Here is a 17,581-nt window from a genome sequence, read left to right on the forward strand (position 1 = left end):
TCGGCTTCCACCTCGTTGAGACTGCACTCAGGGCGACGGAGTGCGAGTGGCACGCACCGCCAGCGCAGTCTCAACGGGTCAGGCGTTGAGCGCGCTGCCGCGGCGCCACTGGTCCCACGGCACGCTCCAGTCGCCGTTCTGCGCCAGGGTCAGCGGCGGGCCGCCGGTGTTGCGCACCTCGACGACATCCCCGGGGACCGAGAAGTCGTAGAACCAGGCCGCGTTGTCGGAGCTGAGGTTCAGGCAACCGTGGGAGACGTTGGTGTTGCCCTGCGCCCAGATCGTCGCGTTGAGCTGGTGCAGGTAGATGCCGTCGGTGCTGATCCGGGTGGCATACGGCACGGTCGTGCGGTAACCCAGGCTCGATCCGGTCGGCAGCCCGTACGTCGAGGAGTCCATGATCACCGGGTTGGCCTTGTCCAGCACGGTGTAGACACCGCTCGGGGTCCAGAACGAGAAGGTGTTGCCGCCGACGGTCTCGGTACCACCCATCCCCATCGACGTCGGCATGGTGCGCACCAGCTTGCCGTTGTCGTACACGCTGACCTGCTTGGTGGTGTCGTCGGCGACCGACACGTGCGAGTCCCCGACCCGGAACGACACCTGCTCGTCCTCGTCGCCGTAGAGCCCGTCGCCCAGCTGCGCGCCGTAGATGTCCGCCGCCACCGTCACCGAGGTTCCCGGTGCGTAGTACTTCTCCGGCCGCCAGTGCGCGGTCTGGTCGTCGATCCAGTTCCACGAGCCTGCGACGGGTGGGTCGGTGGTGACCCTCAGCCGGCGCTCCGCGGTGGCCTTGTCGGTGATCGCGGAGTCGAACCGCGCGACGATCACGGTGCCGATGCCGTACGTCGCACCGTCCTTGATCAGGGTGCCCGCGGTGGTGTCCAGGTAGACCGCGGCCAACTGGTCGGGCGAGACGGTGGAGAAGCTCGACGTCTGCCGCGACGGCATGCCGCCGGGGCCGCGGGCGGTGATGGTCATGGTGTAGGTGCGGCCGTAGCCGAGCTGCTCACCGAGCCGCCACGCCTTGCCGTCCGGGGTGAGTCTGCCGTCGACCGTCTTTCCGGATTCGTTCTCCAGCGTGACGCTCTGCACCCTGCCGGTGCGGGCGGCGACGAACACCGGCGCGGCGGGGTCGACGTCCTCGGCCAGCGGGCCCGGCACCACCTGCAGGTCGGCCGCCGACGGCGCCGGGGGTTGGACGCGGGCCTGGGCGACCGTCTCGACCTGGCACGCCGAACCGCACTGATCGGCGGTGTTGAGGACGTCTCCGCTGACCAACATCACCGTCGCGGCAATGGCGGCGGTGCAGGCTGCGAGCGCACGACGGGACCAGGGCAAAGGACACTCCAGTATGGGTCGGCGCGGGCGCCGGGACGGTGGAACGGGTCCATCGTAGGCACTGCGGCCGACACCTGCGGGCCGAGGGCACACCCGTCGGCTCCATTTGTGATGAAGTCGTATCGGCGCGGTGTCCGGGGGCCGCCCGGTCAGCCGTCCTTGGCGTGTTCGGCGACGAACGACACCGCCACCTCGTCGGCGACCTTCATCGCGCCCATCATCATCGAGTACGGCTTCACGCCGAACTCGGAATGGCTCACCTCGGCGTCACACGACATCCGCCAGGCCGGCCCGAGGTCCTCGACGCGCAGGTCGACGACGCGGTCGCGGCTCTTGCCGTGGATGTCCAGGGTGCCGGTCAGCCGGTAGCCGTCGCCGGTCTTGACGATGTCGTCGGCGTGGTAGCTGATCTGCGGAAACCGCTTGGCGTTCAGGCTTTTCAGCGCGTTGGAGCGGGCCAGCGCCTTCTCCGCGGCCGACAGCCCCTTGACGCCGCCCTCGCCGCTGAGCACCTCGAGGGAGTCGACGTCGACGGTCAGCGCCGCGGTGACGGGTTCGCCGTCGGCCCACGTCACGCTGCCCTGCCAGGACGTCATCGCGATGGTCAGCCGGTGGCCCATCGCGGCCGCCGGGCCGGTCACCCCGGTCGTCAGCAGCAACTGCCCGTCGGCGGGGCCCAACGTCCATGCGGTGGCCGGCATGAACGCACTGTATCGGGTCCGGGGGCCCTACAGTATCCGGGTAGCCAGACACCGGAGAGCCGCATGACCACGGCGGCAGCAGCCACGCCATCGACCTCGACATGGGCACCGCTGAGGTCGCCGGTCTTCCGTGCGCTGTGGATCGCGCAGACCGTCTCCAACCTGGGCACCTGGATGCAGACCGTGGGCGCCCAGTGGATGCTGGTCGGCGATCCCCGCGCCGCGGTGCTCGTCCCGCTGGTGCAGACCGCCACGACGCTGCCGGTGATGCTGCTGGCCCTGCCGTCCGGCGTGCTGGCCGATCTCATCGACCGGCGCCGGCTGCTGATCGCGACGCAGGCGGCGATGGCCGCCGGGGTGGGTCTGCTGGCCGCGCTGACCGGTGCCGGGCTGACCACGCCCGCGGTGCTGCTGACGTTGTTGTTCCTGATCGGCTGCGGTCAGGCGCTGACCGCACCGGCCTGGCAGGCGATCCAGCCCGATCTCGTTCCGCCCGAGCAGATTCCGTCGGCAGCCGCGCTCGGCGGCTTGAGCATGAACGGCGCCCGGGCCATCGGCCCGGCGATCGCCGGTGCCCTGGTGTCACTGACCGGCCCGACGTGGGTGTTCGCGCTCAACGCGCTGTCCTTCGTCGGGATCGTCGTGGTGCTGATCGTGTGGCGACGCCCGGCGGTCGAGCAGACCTTCCCGTCCGAGCGGGCGCTGGCGGCGCTGAGCGCTGGCGGGAGGTTCATCCGCAGCTCGCTGGTCGTGCGGCGGATCCTGCTGCGCACGGCGTTGTTCATCGCACCCGCCAGCGCGCTGTGGGGGCTGCTGCCGGTGATCGCCAAGGACCAGCTGGGGTTGTCGTCGGCGGGCTACGGCCTGCTGCTGGGCGCGCTGGGCGTGGGCGCGGTGCTGGGGGCGTTCGCGTTGTCACGGCTGCGGTTGCGGTTCGGCCAGAACAGCCTGCTGACGATCGGGGCGGTCGGTTTCGCGGGGGCCACCGCGGTGCTGGCACTGGTGCACAGCTTCGTCGTCGTGCTGCTGGCGCTGATCGTCGGCGGTGCGGCGTGGCTGTTGTCGCTGTCGACGCTCAACGCGTCGATGCAGCTGAGCCTGCCGGCGTGGGTGCGTGCCCGCGGGCTGTCGGTCTACCAGTTGATCTTCATGGGCGGACAGGCGCTGGGGTCGCTGGTGTGGGGTCTGCTGGCCGGCGCCACCAGCACTGTCACCAGCCTGCTGGTCGGCGCGGCCCTGCTGGTGGTTTGCGCGCTGTCGTCGGTCTGGTGGCCGCTGCACGCCAAGACCGGGGCGCTGGATCTGACGCCGTCGTCGCACTGGCCGGAGCCGACGCTGGTGTTCGAGCCCGAGCCACTGGACGGCCCGGTGCTGGTGTCGACCTTCTACCGGGTGGCCCCGGACAACGAGCAGGCGTTCCTGGCGGCGATGGCGGTGCTCGGCCGGTCCCGGCAGCGCACCGGCGCGTCACAGTGGCGGCTGTTTCGCAGCGTGGAGCAGGAGTCGACGTTCGTGGAGACGTTCCTGGTGCGCTCGTGGGGCGAGCACATGCATCAGCACCACACCCGGCTCACCGGGCAGGACCAGCTCATCGAGCAGAACGTCGAGCAATACGCCGAAGGCACCCCGGTCTCCCATCACTACCTGGAGGTCAACAAGCCGGGCTGACCCCGCTCTTGCGTTGAGACTGCGCCCACGGCGGCATCCACTCGCGAAATGCCACCACCAGTGCAGTCTCGACGCTGGCGGGGGTCTCTAGACTGCCGCTCAAGAGCTCTTGAATCACCCTCAGAAGCCCGGAGGACGTGTGGCTCCGCGATATGACCGACCCTGGCGCCGTCCGGGGGCCGCCGCCTACGCCGGCTACCGGGTCCGCCGCTTCCTGCGACCGCCGGTGACCGTCACGCCGGCACCGGAGAGCCTGATCAAGGACCACGACGTCGCCATCCCGATGCGCGATGGGATCACGTTGCGCGCCAACGTCTACCGTCCTCCGGGCGACGGCCCGTTCCCGGTCGTCGCGTGCGTGCACCCGTATCGCAAGGACGCGCTGCCTCGGCGGACCCGCCGGGGATGGCGGCTCAGCGCCCAGTTCCGCATCATGAATCAGCCCGAGGCCGTCCAGATCTCCTCGGAAACCGGTTGGGAGGCAACCGATCCGGTGAAATGGGTGGACTGCGGATACATCGTGCTCAACGTCGACGCGCGCGGCGCGGGCACCTCCGACGGGGTCGGGTCGCTGATGTCGGACGACGAGGCCCGCGACGTCTACGACGTGGTCGAGTGGGCCGGGACGCGGCCGTGGTCGAACGGGCGCGTCGGCCTGCTCGGGGTGTCCTACCTGGCGATCTCGCAGTACAAGGCGGCGGCGCTGCACCCGCCGCATCTTGCCGCGATCTGTCCGTGGGAGGGCTTCACCGATGCCTACCGGGATTTCATGACCCCGGGCGGCATCCCCGAGCGTGGCTTCTCGGTGATCTGGCTGGCGATCACCCGCCGTGTCGCCCGATTGTCCGGCGATCTCGCTGGGATGCGTCGACGGCATCCGCTGCGGGACACCGCGTGGATGGCGCTTACGCCGGACCTGGCGAGCATCACTGTGCCGATCCTGTTGTGCGCCAGTTTCTCCGACCACAATCTGCACAGTCAGGGGTCGTGGCGGCTGGCCGAGCGGGCCGGATCTGCCGACGTTCACGTCTACACCCACCGGGGCGGCAAGTGGGCGGCGTTCTACGGCGAGGACGCGTTCACCGCGCAAACCACCTTCTTCGACAAGCACTTACTCCAGCGGGACGTCCCGGCCCTCCCCCGGGTCCGGCTGGAGGTCCGAGAGCGCGGCGACACCGTCAGCGCGGTGCGCCAGGAGGACGAATGGCCGCCTGCGCGCACGCAATGGACCACCCTGCACCTGGCCGACAACGGATCGCTGAGCACAGAGGTGCCGACCACGCAGGGAGCCATGCGGTTTCGGCTGCGCCGCCAGGCCCTGGCGTTCGCGTACACCTTCGACCGCGACACCGAGATCACCGGGGCGATGCGGCTGCAGCTGCGGATCTCGCTGCACGGGGCCGAGGACGCGCACCTGTTCGTCGGCGTCGAAAAGTGGCGCGCCGGAGCCTATCTCCCGTTCGAAGGGTCCTACGGCTATGGCCGCGACCGCATCGCGGACGGCAGGCTGCGGCTGGCCCTGCGCCCGATCGGCGACCCCGATGCCGGCGCTGCGGCTGATCCGCCGTTCGACACCCTGCACCCGCTGCGGGCCGGCGAGGCGGTGGACACGTACATCACCTTGAGCAACTCGTCGACCATGTTCCGGGCCGGCGACGAACTGCGACTGCTCGTCGCGGGCCGCTACCTCGAACCCGTCAACCCGCTGTTCGGTCACTTCCCGGCGCGCTACGTGCCGAGCCGGCACGGGCGCGCCGACGTGCACTGGGGGCCGGGCTCGTCGACGCTGTCGCTTCCGGTCATCCCGCCCGGGTGATCGGTCAGTACCACTCCAGCCCGCACGTACTGCATGTCCAGGCAATCAGGACGGCACCCGCACCACCATCTCGATCTCGATCTGCAGCTCCGGCCCCGCCAGCGCCTGTACACCGATGCCGGTCATGCTGGGGTACGCGTCGCCGAAGAACTCGAGCAGCGCCGGAAACGCCTCCTCGAGTCGTTCCGGGGTGAGATCGACGACGTAGATGCGTGCCATCGCAATGTCGTCGCGGGTGGCGCCGACCGAGTCCAGGCAGACCTGCAGGTTGGCGGTGACCATCCGGGTCTGCTCCAGGAGGGAGTGGGGCGCCTCGGTGCGCTGCGGGCTCCACGCGATCTGCCCGGAGAAGAACGCCAGCTTGCTGCCCGACTCGACGACCGACCCCTGCGAATGACCATTGGGGGTGGAGTCGAAAAGCTGCGGCGGGTTGATGCGTTGGATGTCATGGGTCACGGCGGGCTCCTCGCTCGGGATGGTCGGGTTTCACTGTGCCGCATCGGTGTGAATGATCGGCGGCGTAGGGTCCGACCATGCACGTCGACGTGATGACCACGCCCCAGCCGCTGCGCGAGATCGGCGACCTGGCCCGGCGCACCCAGGCGGCACACTTCTCCGGGTTGCTGTTCACCGAGACCGGCCGCACCGCCTACCTGAACGCGGCGGTGGCCGCGCAGGCCGCTCCGGGCCTGGAGTTGTCGACGGGCGTGGCGGTGGCGTTTCCGCGCAGCCCGTTCGTGACGGCGGCGACGGCGTGGGAACTGCAGGAGGCCACCGGCGGGAACTTCCGGCTCGGCCTGGGCACCCAGGTGCGTACCCACGTGGTGCGCCGCTACGGCGCGGAGTTCGAGCGCCCGGGTCCACGGCTGCGGGACTACGTGCAGGCCGTCAAGGCGTGCTTCGTCGCATTCCGGACCGGGACCCTCGAGCATCGCGGCGACTTCTACAGCCTGGACTTCATCACACCGCAGTGGAGCCCCGGACCGATCGACGCGCCGGACCCGAAAGTCGATATCGCAGCGGTCAATCCGTGGATGTTGCGGATGGCCGGCGAGGTCGCCGACGGAATCCACGTTCATCCGCTCGGTGAACCGGGGTACATCGCACGCCACGTCGTCCCGAATCTTGCTGAGGGAGCCGAGAAATCGGGACGGTCCGCCAAAGACGTCGCGGTGATCGTGCCGGTGATGACGATCGTCGGCGACACCGACGAGGAACGGCATCGCGAGCGCGAGCTGGTGCGGGCCAGCATGAGTTTCTACGGCAGCACCCCGAACTACGCGTTCATCTGGGACGAGGCCGGGTTCGAGGGGACGACGGCGCGGATCCGGGAGAGGCAGAAGGCGGGCGACTTCGCCGGGATGGCGGCGCAGATCACCGACGACCACATAGCGGCGTTCGCGACCGAGTCGACGTGGGACGGGCTGGCCGACGCGTTGATCGACAAGTACGGCGATGTGGCGACCCGGATCGTGCTGTACAACGCCCTGGCCGATCCGGAGCGATTCGAGCGGTACGGCGAAGTGGCTCAGCGGATCTCGGGCAGCTGAATTCCACGGCCGGCCCGTGCGTCAGCCGGCGGCCTCCCTGACGCCCGACGGCGTGCGCCCGGTCCACTGGTTGAACGCTCGGTGGAAGGAGTTGGTGTTGTCGTAGCCGAGCAGGAACGCGATCTCGGTCAGCAAGTGGCTGGATTGGGTCAGATAGTGGTGGGCAAGTTGTTCGCGGAGGTCGGCGAGGATCACCCGCACCAGCGGCAGGGACAGCCGGAACGGAGCAGTGTTCACGGCTTGGCAAGCGCGGCAACGACATCGACCTTCAAGCCGGTCTCGCGTTCGCCGACCTGCCACAGGGCCTTGACCGCGGCGTCGCTACCGGGCCGGATCAGCGGCTTGCGGACCGGTGGTCCGTTGGTCCCGAACAGCGGCCCGTAGAAACCCCCGCCGGGGGCCCCGGGGTCGACGGCAGCCCGCAGCTGGCTCAGCGCCCCACGATCGGTCGACATGCCCATGGTCTTGGTCTGCCACTCGAAGAACGCGCCCATCGGGCCCCCACCGCCCTGGGCGTGGGTGGTGGACTGCAGATCGGAGTTCGTCAGTCCCGGCTGCGCCGACAGCGCCTTGGCGTCGACTCCGGCCCGCTCGAATTGCTCCTGCAGGCCGACGGCGAGGTGGCGCATGGCCAGCTTGGTCTGGCCGTACATGCGCCACGCGTCGAAGTTCTTGCGCATGTGCGGGTCGGCCGGGTCGATGGCGCGGCCCATGTGCTGGGCGGTGCTCGACAGGGTCACCACGCGCGCGCCGGGTGTGGTGACGACGATGGGCAGCAGGTGGGAGAGCAGCGCCCAGTGGCCGAGCACGTTGGTGCCCATCTGGGTGTCGAAACCGTCCTCGGTGGTGCCCTGCGGCATGGCCATCACGCCGGCGTTGCACATCAGGATGTCGATGCGGTCGTGCTTGGCGGCGATCTTCTTGGCGGCGGACTCGACCGAGGCGAGCGAGCCGAGGTCGAGTTCGACGATCTCCAGTGACGCATCCGGGTGAGCGGCGAGGATCTCTTCGCGCGCGGCGGCGGCCTTGGCCTGGTTGCGGGCCGCCATCACGACGTGGGCGCCGTGACCGGCGAGCGCCTTGGCGGACGCCAGTCCCAGCCCACCGTTGGCGCCGGTGACCACGGCGACCTTGCCGTGCAGGTCGGGGATGTCGTTCGTTGACCAACTCATGGTGCTCCTCAATGTTGCGGGGACGAAATGTTGCGGGGCCGACCGGGTGGTGCCGGCCGGCGAGAATCATCTGACTCGAACATACGACGCCGGCCCCGTCGAAACACTCACAATATGCGCCAACGCTCTCGCAACTTGCGCCACGGGGGCGGGACCCGTGCCGTGCGCCACTTCGTCGTCGTCACGACGACACGTCGCGACGTGCGGTCGCATGCCTAGTCCTCGGACTCTTCCTCCGCCACCTCGCGCAGCACCGCGTCCCGGTAGCGCTCGGCCACGTCGTCGACCGCGTCAAGGGCTTCGGCGGTCAGCTCATCCCGAATTCCACTCTGCGCGTGGGCGAACGGGATGAAGTGCGTCAGCAGTTCGGGGGCATCGAGTGCCACGTCGACCGCAACGGTGCTGCCGAGCTGCCGCCCTCCTCTGAGTACTCGCTCGATGCGCGGAACGCTCCATCGCACCGGGTCGCCGGTGTCGAGCAGCTCGTCGAGTAACTCTGCGTAATCGCGGCGGTCGAACGGTGCGCCGTGGTCGGAGTCGAAGAACTCGTCGCACAGCTGTCGTTGCTCGTCGGGATCCCACCTGGGTGATTGGTATTTGGCGCCATTCGGAGGAAGACAGCTGATCAGCCATTGCAGCAGGGGCCGGCACGCGGGCCAGGTTTCCGTCTGGTCCATGAAGACGGCGTGCTGCCGCAGGCCGTGCTCGATCCACGCCCGCGTGTCGGCCAGGCTCATGTCGACGAAGCTGGTGTCGGGGTCGGTGTTGCGCTCTGCGGCCAGTCGCACCACCGTGTCGATCGAATCAGGTACGAAGAAGGCGTCTTTGACCGCCGACAGCCCATTGTGGTCGATGAACGCGACGCCGGTCAGCTCGTCACCGGTGCTGAGCCTCGCTCCGATCAGTAGCTCGTCGCCGTCGCCCAGCACGTGCGTCATGCGCACCGCCTGGTACGCCTCGACGTTCCCGAGATCGGCGATCCAGCCCGGCAGGGCGTCCCGGCGAGCGGCCACCTCCCGACGGCATCGCAGCTGCAGATCCGTGTCGTCGAGGAGTTCGGCGAGCACCGCCAGCAGCGCGGTCGTCTCGACGATCCGCACCCCGATGAACCCGTCCAGCAGCGGCTCGAGGTCGACGGTGTCCCGCTTCGGGCGCGACGGCAGCCAGGCCAGCGGGTCGGGTTTGGTCGCCTCGATGAGCATGCCCACCGTGCCCAGCAGATCCAGCGGATGACCGGCCAGAGCCCGGCGCACCTCGTCGATCAGCGGCGTCTCCTCGGGGGTCTCCGGGCGTTTGTTGTCCCGCTGCGCATCGCGACGGGCCTGCTTGGCTTTGCGGCGCCTGCGTGCCTCGTTCATGGTGCGGACGCTACCCGCGGCGGGCGACACACTGAGCGACCGTGACTCCCTCACCAATGCTCATGGTGATTTTCGGCCGCGGACACGCTGATAGTGGCGGGCAGCGCGCACCCGGTTGCCGCAGGCTTCCGAGCACCATTCCCGGCGTGGGTGGGACTTCACGAAGTACAGCACGCAATGGGGCGCATTGCAGGCGCGCAGGTTGACCGCGGCGGGCCCGGTGAGCAGCCCGAGGGCCTCGTACCCGAGCCCGGCCAGGGCACTTCGACACGGCGAGGCGTGTTGCCGGTCGACGGCCTGCAATCGGCCATCCTGAACTGCCAGTTCGGCGCGGGGCAGGTCGGCGAGCAACGCGTTGACGGCCTCGACCGCGTCGTCGATCTCGGTGACGGGTGATTGTGCGCTCGGGCGCACGTCGGCGGTGTTGTGGGCCGCCAGCCGACGCAGGCTGTCGCGCAGCCGCAGGGCGTCGTCGAACTCATCCTGGCTCGGCACGGCGGCGCTGTCGAAGTCGGTGGCGGCGAGGAGCCAATCGCGCAGTGCGGCAGGGCCGGTCAGTTCGTCGTGGACACCGTGGGTATCGGCCCAGATGGTGTTCATGAACCGCACCGGCGTCGGCTCGTCGGGCAGTAGCCACGCGGGTGTCGTCGCCACCCCGAAATATTATCACGGATAAACCGGTTGGCATCCGTTAGAAGTTCGTGCCAGCACTTCTAATGGAAAAAGTTACTTCTACCCGTTAGGCCGGGTAGGTGAGCGAAAGGGAACGCCATGTCCAACTTCACCGCCGTCGAGCCCGAGACCGCGACCGGCAGGACCGCCGAGCTGCTCGCACAGGTCCAGAAATCGCTGGGAACGACGCCCGCGATGACCAAGGTGATGGCCAACAGCCCCGCGCTGCTGCAGAGCTACCTCGCGCTGTCGGGCGCGGTCGCCGGCGGCACCCTCAAACCCGCTGTGCGCGAACGCCTGGCGATTTCCACCGCCCAGCTCAACGGCTGCGAGTACTGCCTGTCGGCGCACACCTACATCGGCGCCAATATCGCCCATATCGGCGCCGCCGAACTCGACAGCGCCCGCCGGGCCGAATCGACCGATGCTCACGTCGCGGCTCTGCTGAAGCTGTCCAACACGATCGCCGAGAACGGCGGGGACGTCGATGACGCCGACATCGACGCGGCCCGCGCGGCCGGCGTCACCGACGAGGAGATCGGCGAGCTGGTGGCCAATCTGACGCTGAACATCATGACCAATTACTTCAACCTGTTGGCCCGGGTCGACAACGACTGGCCGGTCGTGTCGCTGTGAGCTTGGGAGAGCCACGACCATGACGAACCAGCGCCGGCTCGCCGCTGTGGGTTTCCACAGCGGCGAGCTGGCCGCCCAACGCAACGCCGGGGTGCAGGCCCAGGCCGCCCGCCTGGCACCGATGGTCGGCCCCGGTGAACTCAGCGCCGGAGTCTCCGCGTTCCTCGCCGGAGCCACCTTCGCCGCGATCACCGCCCGTGACCGCAGCGGTCACCTGTGGACCTCACCGCTGCTCGGCCCGCCCGGATTCCTGCGCGCCGACAACCGCAACAACCTGCGGATCGGCACCGCTGTGCCCGATGCAGACCCGCTGCATCTGCTGCCCGCCGGGCAACCCGCCGGTGTGCTCGTCATCGACTTCGCCACCCGGCGCCGGGTCCGGATCAACGGCCTGCTCACCGCATCCGACCGTGCCGGGTTGACCGTCGAGGTCGAGCAGGCCTACGGCAACTGCCCGCAATACATCCACCAGCGCCGAGGTCGGAAACCGCACGACCCGGCCCGCATACTGCAGTACCGCGGAGAGTCACTGCGCAGCAACGACATACGACTCATCGAGTCCGCGGACACCTTCTTCCTCGGCACCACCCACCCCGACTCCGGCAACGACGCATCGCACCGCGGCGGCCCGCCCGGCTTCGTCCGCGTCGCCGGTGACGGCCTCTGGTGGCCCGACTATCCGGGCAACAACATGTTCAACAGCTTCGGCAACCTGGCCGTAGACCCCACCGCCGCACTGCTGTTCGTCGACTTCCAAACCGGCGCCACGCTGCAACTCTCCGGCACCGCCACCGTGGACTGGCACGGCCCCGTCGAGGGCGACGACAATGCAACCGGACGCCGCGTGCACTTCATCACCCGCCACGTCGTCGCCAGCGACATAACCGGCCTTGTAGCAGACGGGCACGCCCCGCACCGACCAATCACCGAGGACACGCCATGACTGAGCACCGCCCGCCAGTGCCACCGTTCGACCTGGACAGCGCGATACAGAAGGTCCAGGCCGCCGAAGACGCCTGGAACACCCGCGACCCGCACCACGTCAGCCTCGCGTACACGCCCGACTCGGTGTGGCGCAACCGCGACCGATTCCTCACCGGCCGGGCCGCCATCGTCGAGTTCCTCACCGCCAAATGGGAACGCGAACTCGACTACGTCCTGCGCAAGAGCCTGTGGGGGTTCCGGGGCAACCGGATGGCGGTGCGCTTCCAATACGAATGGCACGACGCCGCCGGCCAGTGGTTCCGCAGCTACGGAAACGAGCTCTGGGAGTTCGACGACAGCGGCCTGATGCGCCGCCGCGAAGCCAGTATCAACGACGTCACCATCACCGAAGCCGACCGCCGCTATTTCGGCCCCCGACCGCAGAGCGAACGGGGTCCGGGACATGACATCCCGCTGCAGTAGCGCGTGCAGGCGAGCCCTGGTCAGCCCGCGATGTTCAACCGGCGGGCCAGGTCCGGTCCGCCGACCTCCCGGATGAAGTCCGGATCGCCGCACACGACGAGTTGGTCGCGGGCCCGGGAGAGCCCGACGTAGAGCCGTTCCCGGGAACGGTCGAACGCCGATTCCTCGTTGACGACGAGCACGACCGCGCGGCGTTCGAGGCCCTTGAAGCCCAGCACGTGTCCGTAGAACACCTGCTCGGCGTCCCAGAAGCTCGCCCAGTAGGCGGCGCTGCCGGCGGCCTGCCGCTCCTTCTGTTCGGGGTGGCGGGTGCCGGTGGTCAGCAGCGCGACGTCCTCGGGGCGCCAACCCTCGTCGAGCAGGCGTTCGACCTCGTCGTCCCCGGCGTCCATGGCGTCGGCCGCCGGGCAGGCGACGTAGCGCACCGCGGGGCCCTCACCGCCGAGGAAGCGCATCGGGTGGTCGACCAGCGGCTGGAACGCGTTGGCGATCTGGCGGGTGTTGCGCATGTTGTGGTCCAGGATCAGCGGGACCAGCGGCACCGGTGGGGAGCCGAACCGGTTGAACACCCGCTGGCCCTCGTCGGTGAACACATAGATGCCGCCGGTCTCCTCGTCCTTCAGCGCGGCCAGCAGCGGGTCCCACCACGCGTCGGCGAAGTCCTGGGCCTCATCGACGACGATCGCGTCGAAGCGGTGACCGGGAGTCAGTTGGGTTGCCAGCTCGGCCATCTGGGCCGGCAGGTCCTGTTCCCAGAACCGGACCGTCTCCTCGGTGCGCAGCGATTCGTCGGGGCCCTCCGGGGCGCCCCAGGTCTTGCCGAGGTCGTGGAACTCGCCGACGTAGGCGGGTTGCTGGCGGCGGTTCCACGCCCCGGTGATGCGTTCCAGGTAGGACGCCAGGCCGTGCGAGTAGCAGACCAGGGCGACGCGCTGGCCGTCGCGGGTGAGCCGGCGGGCCTGCTCCAGGGCCAGGAAGGTCTTGCCGCTGCCGGCGCCGCCGCGGATCTCCACCCGGTTCAGCAGCCGGATCGCGTCGAGGATGACCGACTGGTGTTCGGTGAGAACGTCTGCGGCGTCCTCGTTTTCCAGCGCCCGGGCCACCACACTGCGCTGCGGCAGGCCGCGTCCGCTCAGCGACTCACCGAGCTGCTCGATGCCGTCGCGGGTCAGCACGGGCCGGTCGAGTTCCTGGCTGTGCAGGAGGTGGCGCAGCTTGGCGACCATGTCGGGCAGGTCGGTGCGGTCGATCACCTTCCAGCGGGGACACTCGGCCAGCGCGAAGCCCTCGGGCAGGTCGGTGTTGGGCAGCACGATGACGTAGTCCCAGCGCAGCCGGCCCTGCGTCCAGCCCGGATCGCTCTCGACGAACTCGCGCAGCGCGTAGCAGGCTTCGCGGGCCTGCCGGACCGGGTCGATCTTCTTCGCCTGCCCGCCCTGCCGCCAGGTCTCGCCGTCATGCCAGACCTCACCGCCCTTGACCTCGATGCAGACGATGCCGGCGCCCTCGACGGCGACGAAGAAGTCGACCTCGTGGTCCTTGAGGTGGTCGGTGACGCGCTTGCCGGGGATGACGAGGTCGCCGGGCTCGAGCTGGTCGATGAGCAGCTGGTAGACCTTGCGCTCGGCACCGTTGGCCAGCCGAGGTGTCTCGGCGACGGTGATGGTCATGTGACGTCCTCCCCTGCCACGGATGGTAGCCCCCGCGTTCCCGCGTCCCCCGTTGAAGTTCCCGCGTCCCCCGTTGACACTGCAGCCACGGCGGCGAAACCACACAAAACCCCACCGCCAGCGCAGCCTCAACGCCGAAGCGGGGTCAGGGTCAAGCCGGACGCCGGGAGAATCCCGCCAAGGTCCGGGCGAGCTCCCCGAGTTGCAGTTCTCCCTGGGTGGCAACGGCATTCATGAAGTCCTCGGCGGCATCGACGTCGAAATCGCGGTCCAGTTCAATGCCGTTGATGAACAGGAATGTCCATGCGGCGGCCCATGCGGTGCGCTTGTTGCCGTCGACCAGGGCATGGTTGCGCGCCAGCGACTGCAACAGCGCTGCCGCCTTGGTGAACAGGTCGGGGTAGGCGTCGACGCCGAAGGCGGTGGCCTGCGGCCGCGCCACCGCGGCGTCGAGCAGGCCGTAGTCGGCGACACGCACCTCGATTCCGACCGCCGCCGCCCCGGCGACGAGCACGTCCTCCCGGTCGAGATACTCGGTCACGCCAGGCGGCGGTTGAGCTCGGCACTGCGCTCGGCGACGATCCGCGCGGCCTCACGAACCCGGCGCTGGTGATCGCTGGCGGCATCGAGGGCGGCGCGGTGCACGAAGGCACGCAGCGACACCTCCCCCGCCGCGGCGGCGGTGCGCAGCTGCTCCATCTCCTCGTCGCTGAAGTTGACGTTCAAGGCCGGCATGCGGGAATGGTACCAATGGTAGTACCGAAATAGGTACCAAAGCTCGCCAGCACCCCCGGCGTTGAGACTGCAGCCACGGCGTCGAAAACGCGAAAAACCCCACCGCCAGTGCAGTCTCAACGCCAGGGCGAGTTGTTGTCGGTGGAGTCCATCAGACTCGGACGTGATCGCCGTTGCGCGTACTCTGCACCTATCCGAGGTCGACGCGAGAGGAGGTGCGCGGTGTCCGACCTTGCACACTTGCCTCCTGGTCTGCTGAGCCTCGAGCAATGGGATGCGCTCGTGCTCGACCCGACGCGACGGTGGGAACTCAGTGAGGGAACCCTGACCATGTCGCCCCGGCCGCAGCTCTGGCATCAACGAGTGTCCAGGAGGCTCACCCGCCTCCTCGAGGATCACCTGCCCGACGGCCTCGAGGCGCTTCCCGAGATCGAGGTGATAACAAAAGCATCGTTCCCGCCGAGTGTGCGCGACCCCGACATCGTCGTGGTCGCAGACCGCGTGTTCGAAAGCCGCCCCGCCCGGGTCCCGGCATCCGATGTCGTTCTCGTGGTCGAGATCGTATCCCCCGGTTCGCGCGGGACAGATCACGTCATGAAGTTGCACGAGTACGCCAACGCGGGCATCGAGCACTACTGGATCGTCGATCCCGACGCTCAGGCCGATGACCGCTTTCTCGTCTTCCGCCTCGACGGCGACGTCTACCGTAGGGTTCCGGCGCTCGACGCAGACACGGTCAGGGTGAACGAGCCGGCAAGGATGGAATTCGCCCTCGATGAGTTGACGGGCCGCTGAGCACTCCCCAAGGCGTATTCCCTTCGGTGTCAGGCTGATTCGCGGCGCCGGCCCACATGGTGAGAGGACCGGCGCCGCGAGTGCAACCGCCGAGGACGGCTACCAGGTTCCGTCGGTGACCGTGTCGGGGCTGTTGCCACCGAGCGCGATCACCGTGTTCGGGTTCACCGGCACAAACGGTTTCTCTTCGGTGCCAAGCTTCTTCCCGACGCTCTCGACACGCGACAAGATCTCCGACGCGTCGAGATCGCGGGCGTCGGCGTCGTAGAAGTCGAACCACGGCAGACCGGCGCGCACGTAGGTGTCCCGGTCCACCGGCGTCGGGGGCGGCACCTCGCCGGTGATCGCGGTCCACTGCGCGGCCGAGCACAGGTGGACGAACACCCGCCGCGCACCGCTCTGGTCGTAGTCGGACAGCGGGCGCTCATCCGCGTACACCTCCTGGCGCATCCGCCCGCCGGCGCCGAGCCCCATGCTCGCACCCGCCGGCGCCGGAAGTAAGGCGTCTTCCGACGCCATGCTCGGGCAGGACTCCGGATGTACCGCCTGCTGCGCCGCCCGCCAGTCCGCCAGCGCCTGTTCGGTCAGGCCGAACGCCCGAAGTTGCACTCCGCCATGGGTTTCCTGCCCCGTCACCTGTCCCTCGACGGTGGCGCCCGAACCCAGCGGCACCGCGACGAACTGGCGGATGAAACCGTCGCCGGCGTTGATGCCGTCCAGCCACGGCTGCTCCGGCAGCGCCACATAGTTCTGCGGGTCACCGATCAGGTGCTCGATCCAGGGCAGGCCGCTGACCGCGCACACCTTGCCGACACCGACCTGCAGCGCAGCGGGTTCGGACGAATGGAACGACAGCCACATCGCCTCACACTGGTAGATCGGCAGCATGACACCCCCACGCGACAGCCACTCGGCCGGCGCCGTGTCGGGGTAGTCGGCAACTCTGCGCAGCGGGAACCGGCCCAGCCCCGGCGGCAACGGATGCAACCCCGTCTCCGGGATCCGCAACGTCCGCTGAAACGACACCGTCACCGGACCCAGCTCCAGCTCGTCCCTGACGATCTTCACCGGCGCACCGTCGGTCATGACTTCCCTCCCCGTCGTCCTACAGCCACTTTGACTACAGCCATGAATAGCACCGGGCACCGACACGTCACGCCGACGTGCCCGCCGGCGGAGGTGCGACGCCCTGCGATCGCCACGGCCGATGCCTGGTGGACCCCGCCCGGAAGGAAGCCGGGCGCCCGTTCAACCCGGCACCGGGAACCGCCGCTCCCGCGCCAGCCCGTCGAGCGCCTTCTGCATCACGCCGCGCACATGGGCGTCGACCTCGTCGACGTCGGGATCCTCATCGAACCGGTCGGCGACGTCGATCGGCTCGAGCACCTCGGCGACGATCTTGGACGGCAGCGGCAAGTTCGCCGGGACCGTCGACCTCCCGGTCGGCATGGACGACGCCGAGGCGGCGCAGCGTTCCGGCCAGCGGCGTCTTGAATAGGCCGTAGTGCGCGAGCGTGTAGAACGGGCGGTCGTACCCGAATCTCTCGTAGAAGGCCGGGGCCATCACCAGCAGATCGGGTGTCATCGCTCCACCGGAGTGGTTGCCCACCACCAGCGCACCCCCGGCGGGCGGCACGTGTTCCAGACCCCGCACCTCGGTGCGGAACCAGAGTCTGCCGATCGGCCCGACGATCTTTCCGGCCGCCTCGATGAACCCCGGATCCCATTTGTCCAGGTCCGAGTCGCCGATATCTCCGCCGCTCATGCGTTTTCACCTCGTTGTATCCCGCCGTCCCGGGCCGCCGAACGGGCCATGACGGTGTCGGCGATGAACGGAACGCCGGTGACCGCGGTCGCATCGCGTTTTGACCGTGGCAAGAGACACAACATCAGTGGACTTAGCCTCGATCCACCGACGAATCGGCTGGTCATCGGGTGTCGTGACGAGGAAAGTGCCCTCTGAGCTGTGATGATGAGTGTTCCTTACGCACTTATCGGCACAACTCGGAAAGGCACTTCCAGTGAAAGTGTCCCACAGGTTCGCCGCCGCGTCGGCGGTC

General features: G+C 68.8%; 18 protein-coding genes and 1 pseudogene. 7 read left to right on the forward strand and 12 right to left on the reverse strand.

Going from position 1 to position 17,581, the window contains the following annotated elements:
- Window positions 1–78 precede the first annotated feature (78 nt).
- Window positions 79–1,284, reverse strand: coding sequence for a L,D-transpeptidase (locus JDV09_RS24475; RefSeq protein WP_221371754.1), 1,206 nt, complete (start codon window positions 1,282–1,284; stop codon window positions 79–81).
- A 206-nt stretch (window positions 1,285–1,490) separates the two neighbouring features.
- A complete protein-coding gene (locus JDV09_RS24480) occupies window positions 1,491–2,042 on the reverse strand; it encodes a YceI family protein (protein WP_221371739.1) in 552 nt (183 codons plus the stop codon).
- Window positions 2,043–2,105: 63 nt separating this feature from the next.
- Here JDV09_RS24480 and JDV09_RS24485 point away from each other — a divergent pair, with 63 nt between their 5' ends.
- Window positions 2,106–3,710 carry an MFS transporter gene (locus JDV09_RS24485; RefSeq protein ID WP_221371740.1) on the forward strand — a complete coding sequence of 535 codons (1,605 nt, stop codon included), beginning with the start codon at window positions 2,106–2,108 and terminating at the stop codon, window positions 3,708–3,710.
- A 283-nt stretch (window positions 3,711–3,993) separates the two neighbouring features.
- Window positions 3,994–5,526 (forward strand): CocE/NonD family hydrolase, encoded by a 1,533-nt coding sequence (locus JDV09_RS24490; protein WP_255605960.1) that lies wholly within the window; start codon window positions 3,994–3,996, stop codon window positions 5,524–5,526.
- Window positions 5,527–5,571: 45 nt separating this feature from the next.
- Here JDV09_RS24490 and JDV09_RS24495 read toward each other — a convergent pair whose 3' ends face one another.
- On the reverse strand, window positions 5,572–5,982 hold the full coding sequence (locus tag JDV09_RS24495; RefSeq protein ID WP_308124234.1) for a RidA family protein: 411 nt from the start codon (window positions 5,980–5,982) through the stop codon (window positions 5,572–5,574).
- Between the two features lie 77 nt (window positions 5,983–6,059).
- Between JDV09_RS24495 and JDV09_RS24500 the strand changes: the two genes are divergently transcribed.
- Window positions 6,060–7,076 carry a TIGR03617 family F420-dependent LLM class oxidoreductase gene (locus JDV09_RS24500; protein WP_221371742.1) on the forward strand — a complete coding sequence of 339 codons (1,017 nt, stop codon included), beginning with the start codon at window positions 6,060–6,062 and terminating at the stop codon, window positions 7,074–7,076.
- Between the two features lie 21 nt (window positions 7,077–7,097).
- Here JDV09_RS24500 and JDV09_RS24505 read toward each other — a convergent pair whose 3' ends face one another.
- The 4 genes from JDV09_RS24505 to JDV09_RS24520 form a co-directional block, all read right to left on the reverse strand.
- Window positions 7,098–7,313 carry a helix-turn-helix domain-containing protein gene (locus tag JDV09_RS24505; protein ID WP_221371743.1) on the reverse strand — a complete coding sequence of 72 codons (216 nt, stop codon included), beginning with the start codon at window positions 7,311–7,313 and terminating at the stop codon, window positions 7,098–7,100.
- Complete coding sequence (locus JDV09_RS24510; RefSeq protein ID WP_221371744.1) at window positions 7,310–8,248, reverse strand: SDR family NAD(P)-dependent oxidoreductase; 939 nt, start codon at window positions 8,246–8,248, stop codon at window positions 7,310–7,312. The genes JDV09_RS24505 and JDV09_RS24510 overlap by 4 nt, the downstream gene beginning before the upstream one ends.
- Before the next feature lie 215 nt (window positions 8,249–8,463).
- Window positions 8,464–9,606, reverse strand: coding sequence for a hypothetical protein (locus JDV09_RS24515; protein WP_221371745.1), 1,143 nt, complete (start codon window positions 9,604–9,606; stop codon window positions 8,464–8,466).
- 60 nt (window positions 9,607–9,666) lie between these two features.
- Entirely contained in the window at window positions 9,667–10,260 is a 594-nt protein-coding gene (locus JDV09_RS24520; protein WP_308124235.1) for a CGNR zinc finger domain-containing protein, read from the reverse strand.
- Window positions 10,261–10,377: 117 nt separating this feature from the next.
- Here JDV09_RS24520 and JDV09_RS24525 point away from each other — a divergent pair, with 117 nt between their 5' ends.
- From JDV09_RS24525 to JDV09_RS24535, 3 genes are read left to right on the forward strand one after another with little or no spacing between them, the layout of a single operon-like run.
- Window positions 10,378–10,914, forward strand: coding sequence for a carboxymuconolactone decarboxylase family protein (locus tag JDV09_RS24525; protein ID WP_221371746.1), 537 nt, complete (start codon window positions 10,378–10,380; stop codon window positions 10,912–10,914).
- A gap of 19 nt (window positions 10,915–10,933) precedes the next feature.
- Window positions 10,934–11,857, forward strand: coding sequence for a pyridoxamine 5'-phosphate oxidase family protein (locus tag JDV09_RS24530; RefSeq protein WP_221371747.1), 924 nt, complete (start codon window positions 10,934–10,936; stop codon window positions 11,855–11,857).
- Entirely contained in the window at window positions 11,854–12,321 is a 468-nt protein-coding gene (locus tag JDV09_RS24535; protein ID WP_221371748.1) for a nuclear transport factor 2 family protein, read from the forward strand. Before JDV09_RS24530 ends, JDV09_RS24535 begins: the two co-directional genes overlap by 4 nt.
- 20 nt (window positions 12,322–12,341) lie before the next feature.
- On the opposite strand, the gene JDV09_RS24540 is transcribed toward JDV09_RS24535, so the two are convergent.
- The 3 genes from JDV09_RS24540 to JDV09_RS24550 form a co-directional block, all read right to left on the reverse strand.
- Window positions 12,342–13,991, reverse strand: coding sequence for an NERD domain-containing protein (locus tag JDV09_RS24540; protein ID WP_221371749.1), 1,650 nt, complete (start codon window positions 13,989–13,991; stop codon window positions 12,342–12,344).
- Between the two features lie 151 nt (window positions 13,992–14,142).
- A complete protein-coding gene (locus JDV09_RS24545) occupies window positions 14,143–14,532 on the reverse strand; it encodes a type II toxin-antitoxin system death-on-curing family toxin (protein WP_221371750.1) in 390 nt (129 codons plus the stop codon).
- Window positions 14,529–14,726 (reverse strand): antitoxin Phd, encoded by a 198-nt coding sequence (locus JDV09_RS24550; protein ID WP_221371751.1) that lies wholly within the window; start codon window positions 14,724–14,726, stop codon window positions 14,529–14,531. The genes JDV09_RS24545 and JDV09_RS24550 overlap by 4 nt, the downstream gene beginning before the upstream one ends.
- A gap of 222 nt (window positions 14,727–14,948) precedes the next feature.
- Between JDV09_RS24550 and JDV09_RS24555 the strand changes: the two genes are divergently transcribed.
- Window positions 14,949–15,521, forward strand: a complete 573-nt coding sequence (locus JDV09_RS24555) for a Uma2 family endonuclease (RefSeq protein ID WP_221371752.1) — start codon at window positions 14,949–14,951, stop codon at window positions 15,519–15,521.
- A gap of 99 nt (window positions 15,522–15,620) precedes the next feature.
- Here JDV09_RS24555 and JDV09_RS24560 read toward each other — a convergent pair whose 3' ends face one another.
- Together JDV09_RS24560 and JDV09_RS24565 are read right to left on the reverse strand one after the other, a co-directional pair.
- Window positions 15,621–16,607, reverse strand: coding sequence for a hypothetical protein (locus JDV09_RS24560; RefSeq protein ID WP_221371753.1), 987 nt, complete (start codon window positions 16,605–16,607; stop codon window positions 15,621–15,623).
- Window positions 16,608–16,769: 162 nt separating this feature from the next.
- Window positions 16,770–17,286 (reverse strand): annotated as a pseudogene (locus tag JDV09_RS24565) (1-acyl-sn-glycerol-3-phosphate acyltransferase).
- Between the last annotated feature and the right edge of the window lie 295 nt (window positions 17,287–17,581).

It is taken from the genome of Mycolicibacterium xanthum (genome assembly GCF_019710635.1).
Lineage (GTDB): Bacteria > Actinomycetota > Actinomycetes > Mycobacteriales > Mycobacteriaceae > Mycobacterium > Mycobacterium xanthum.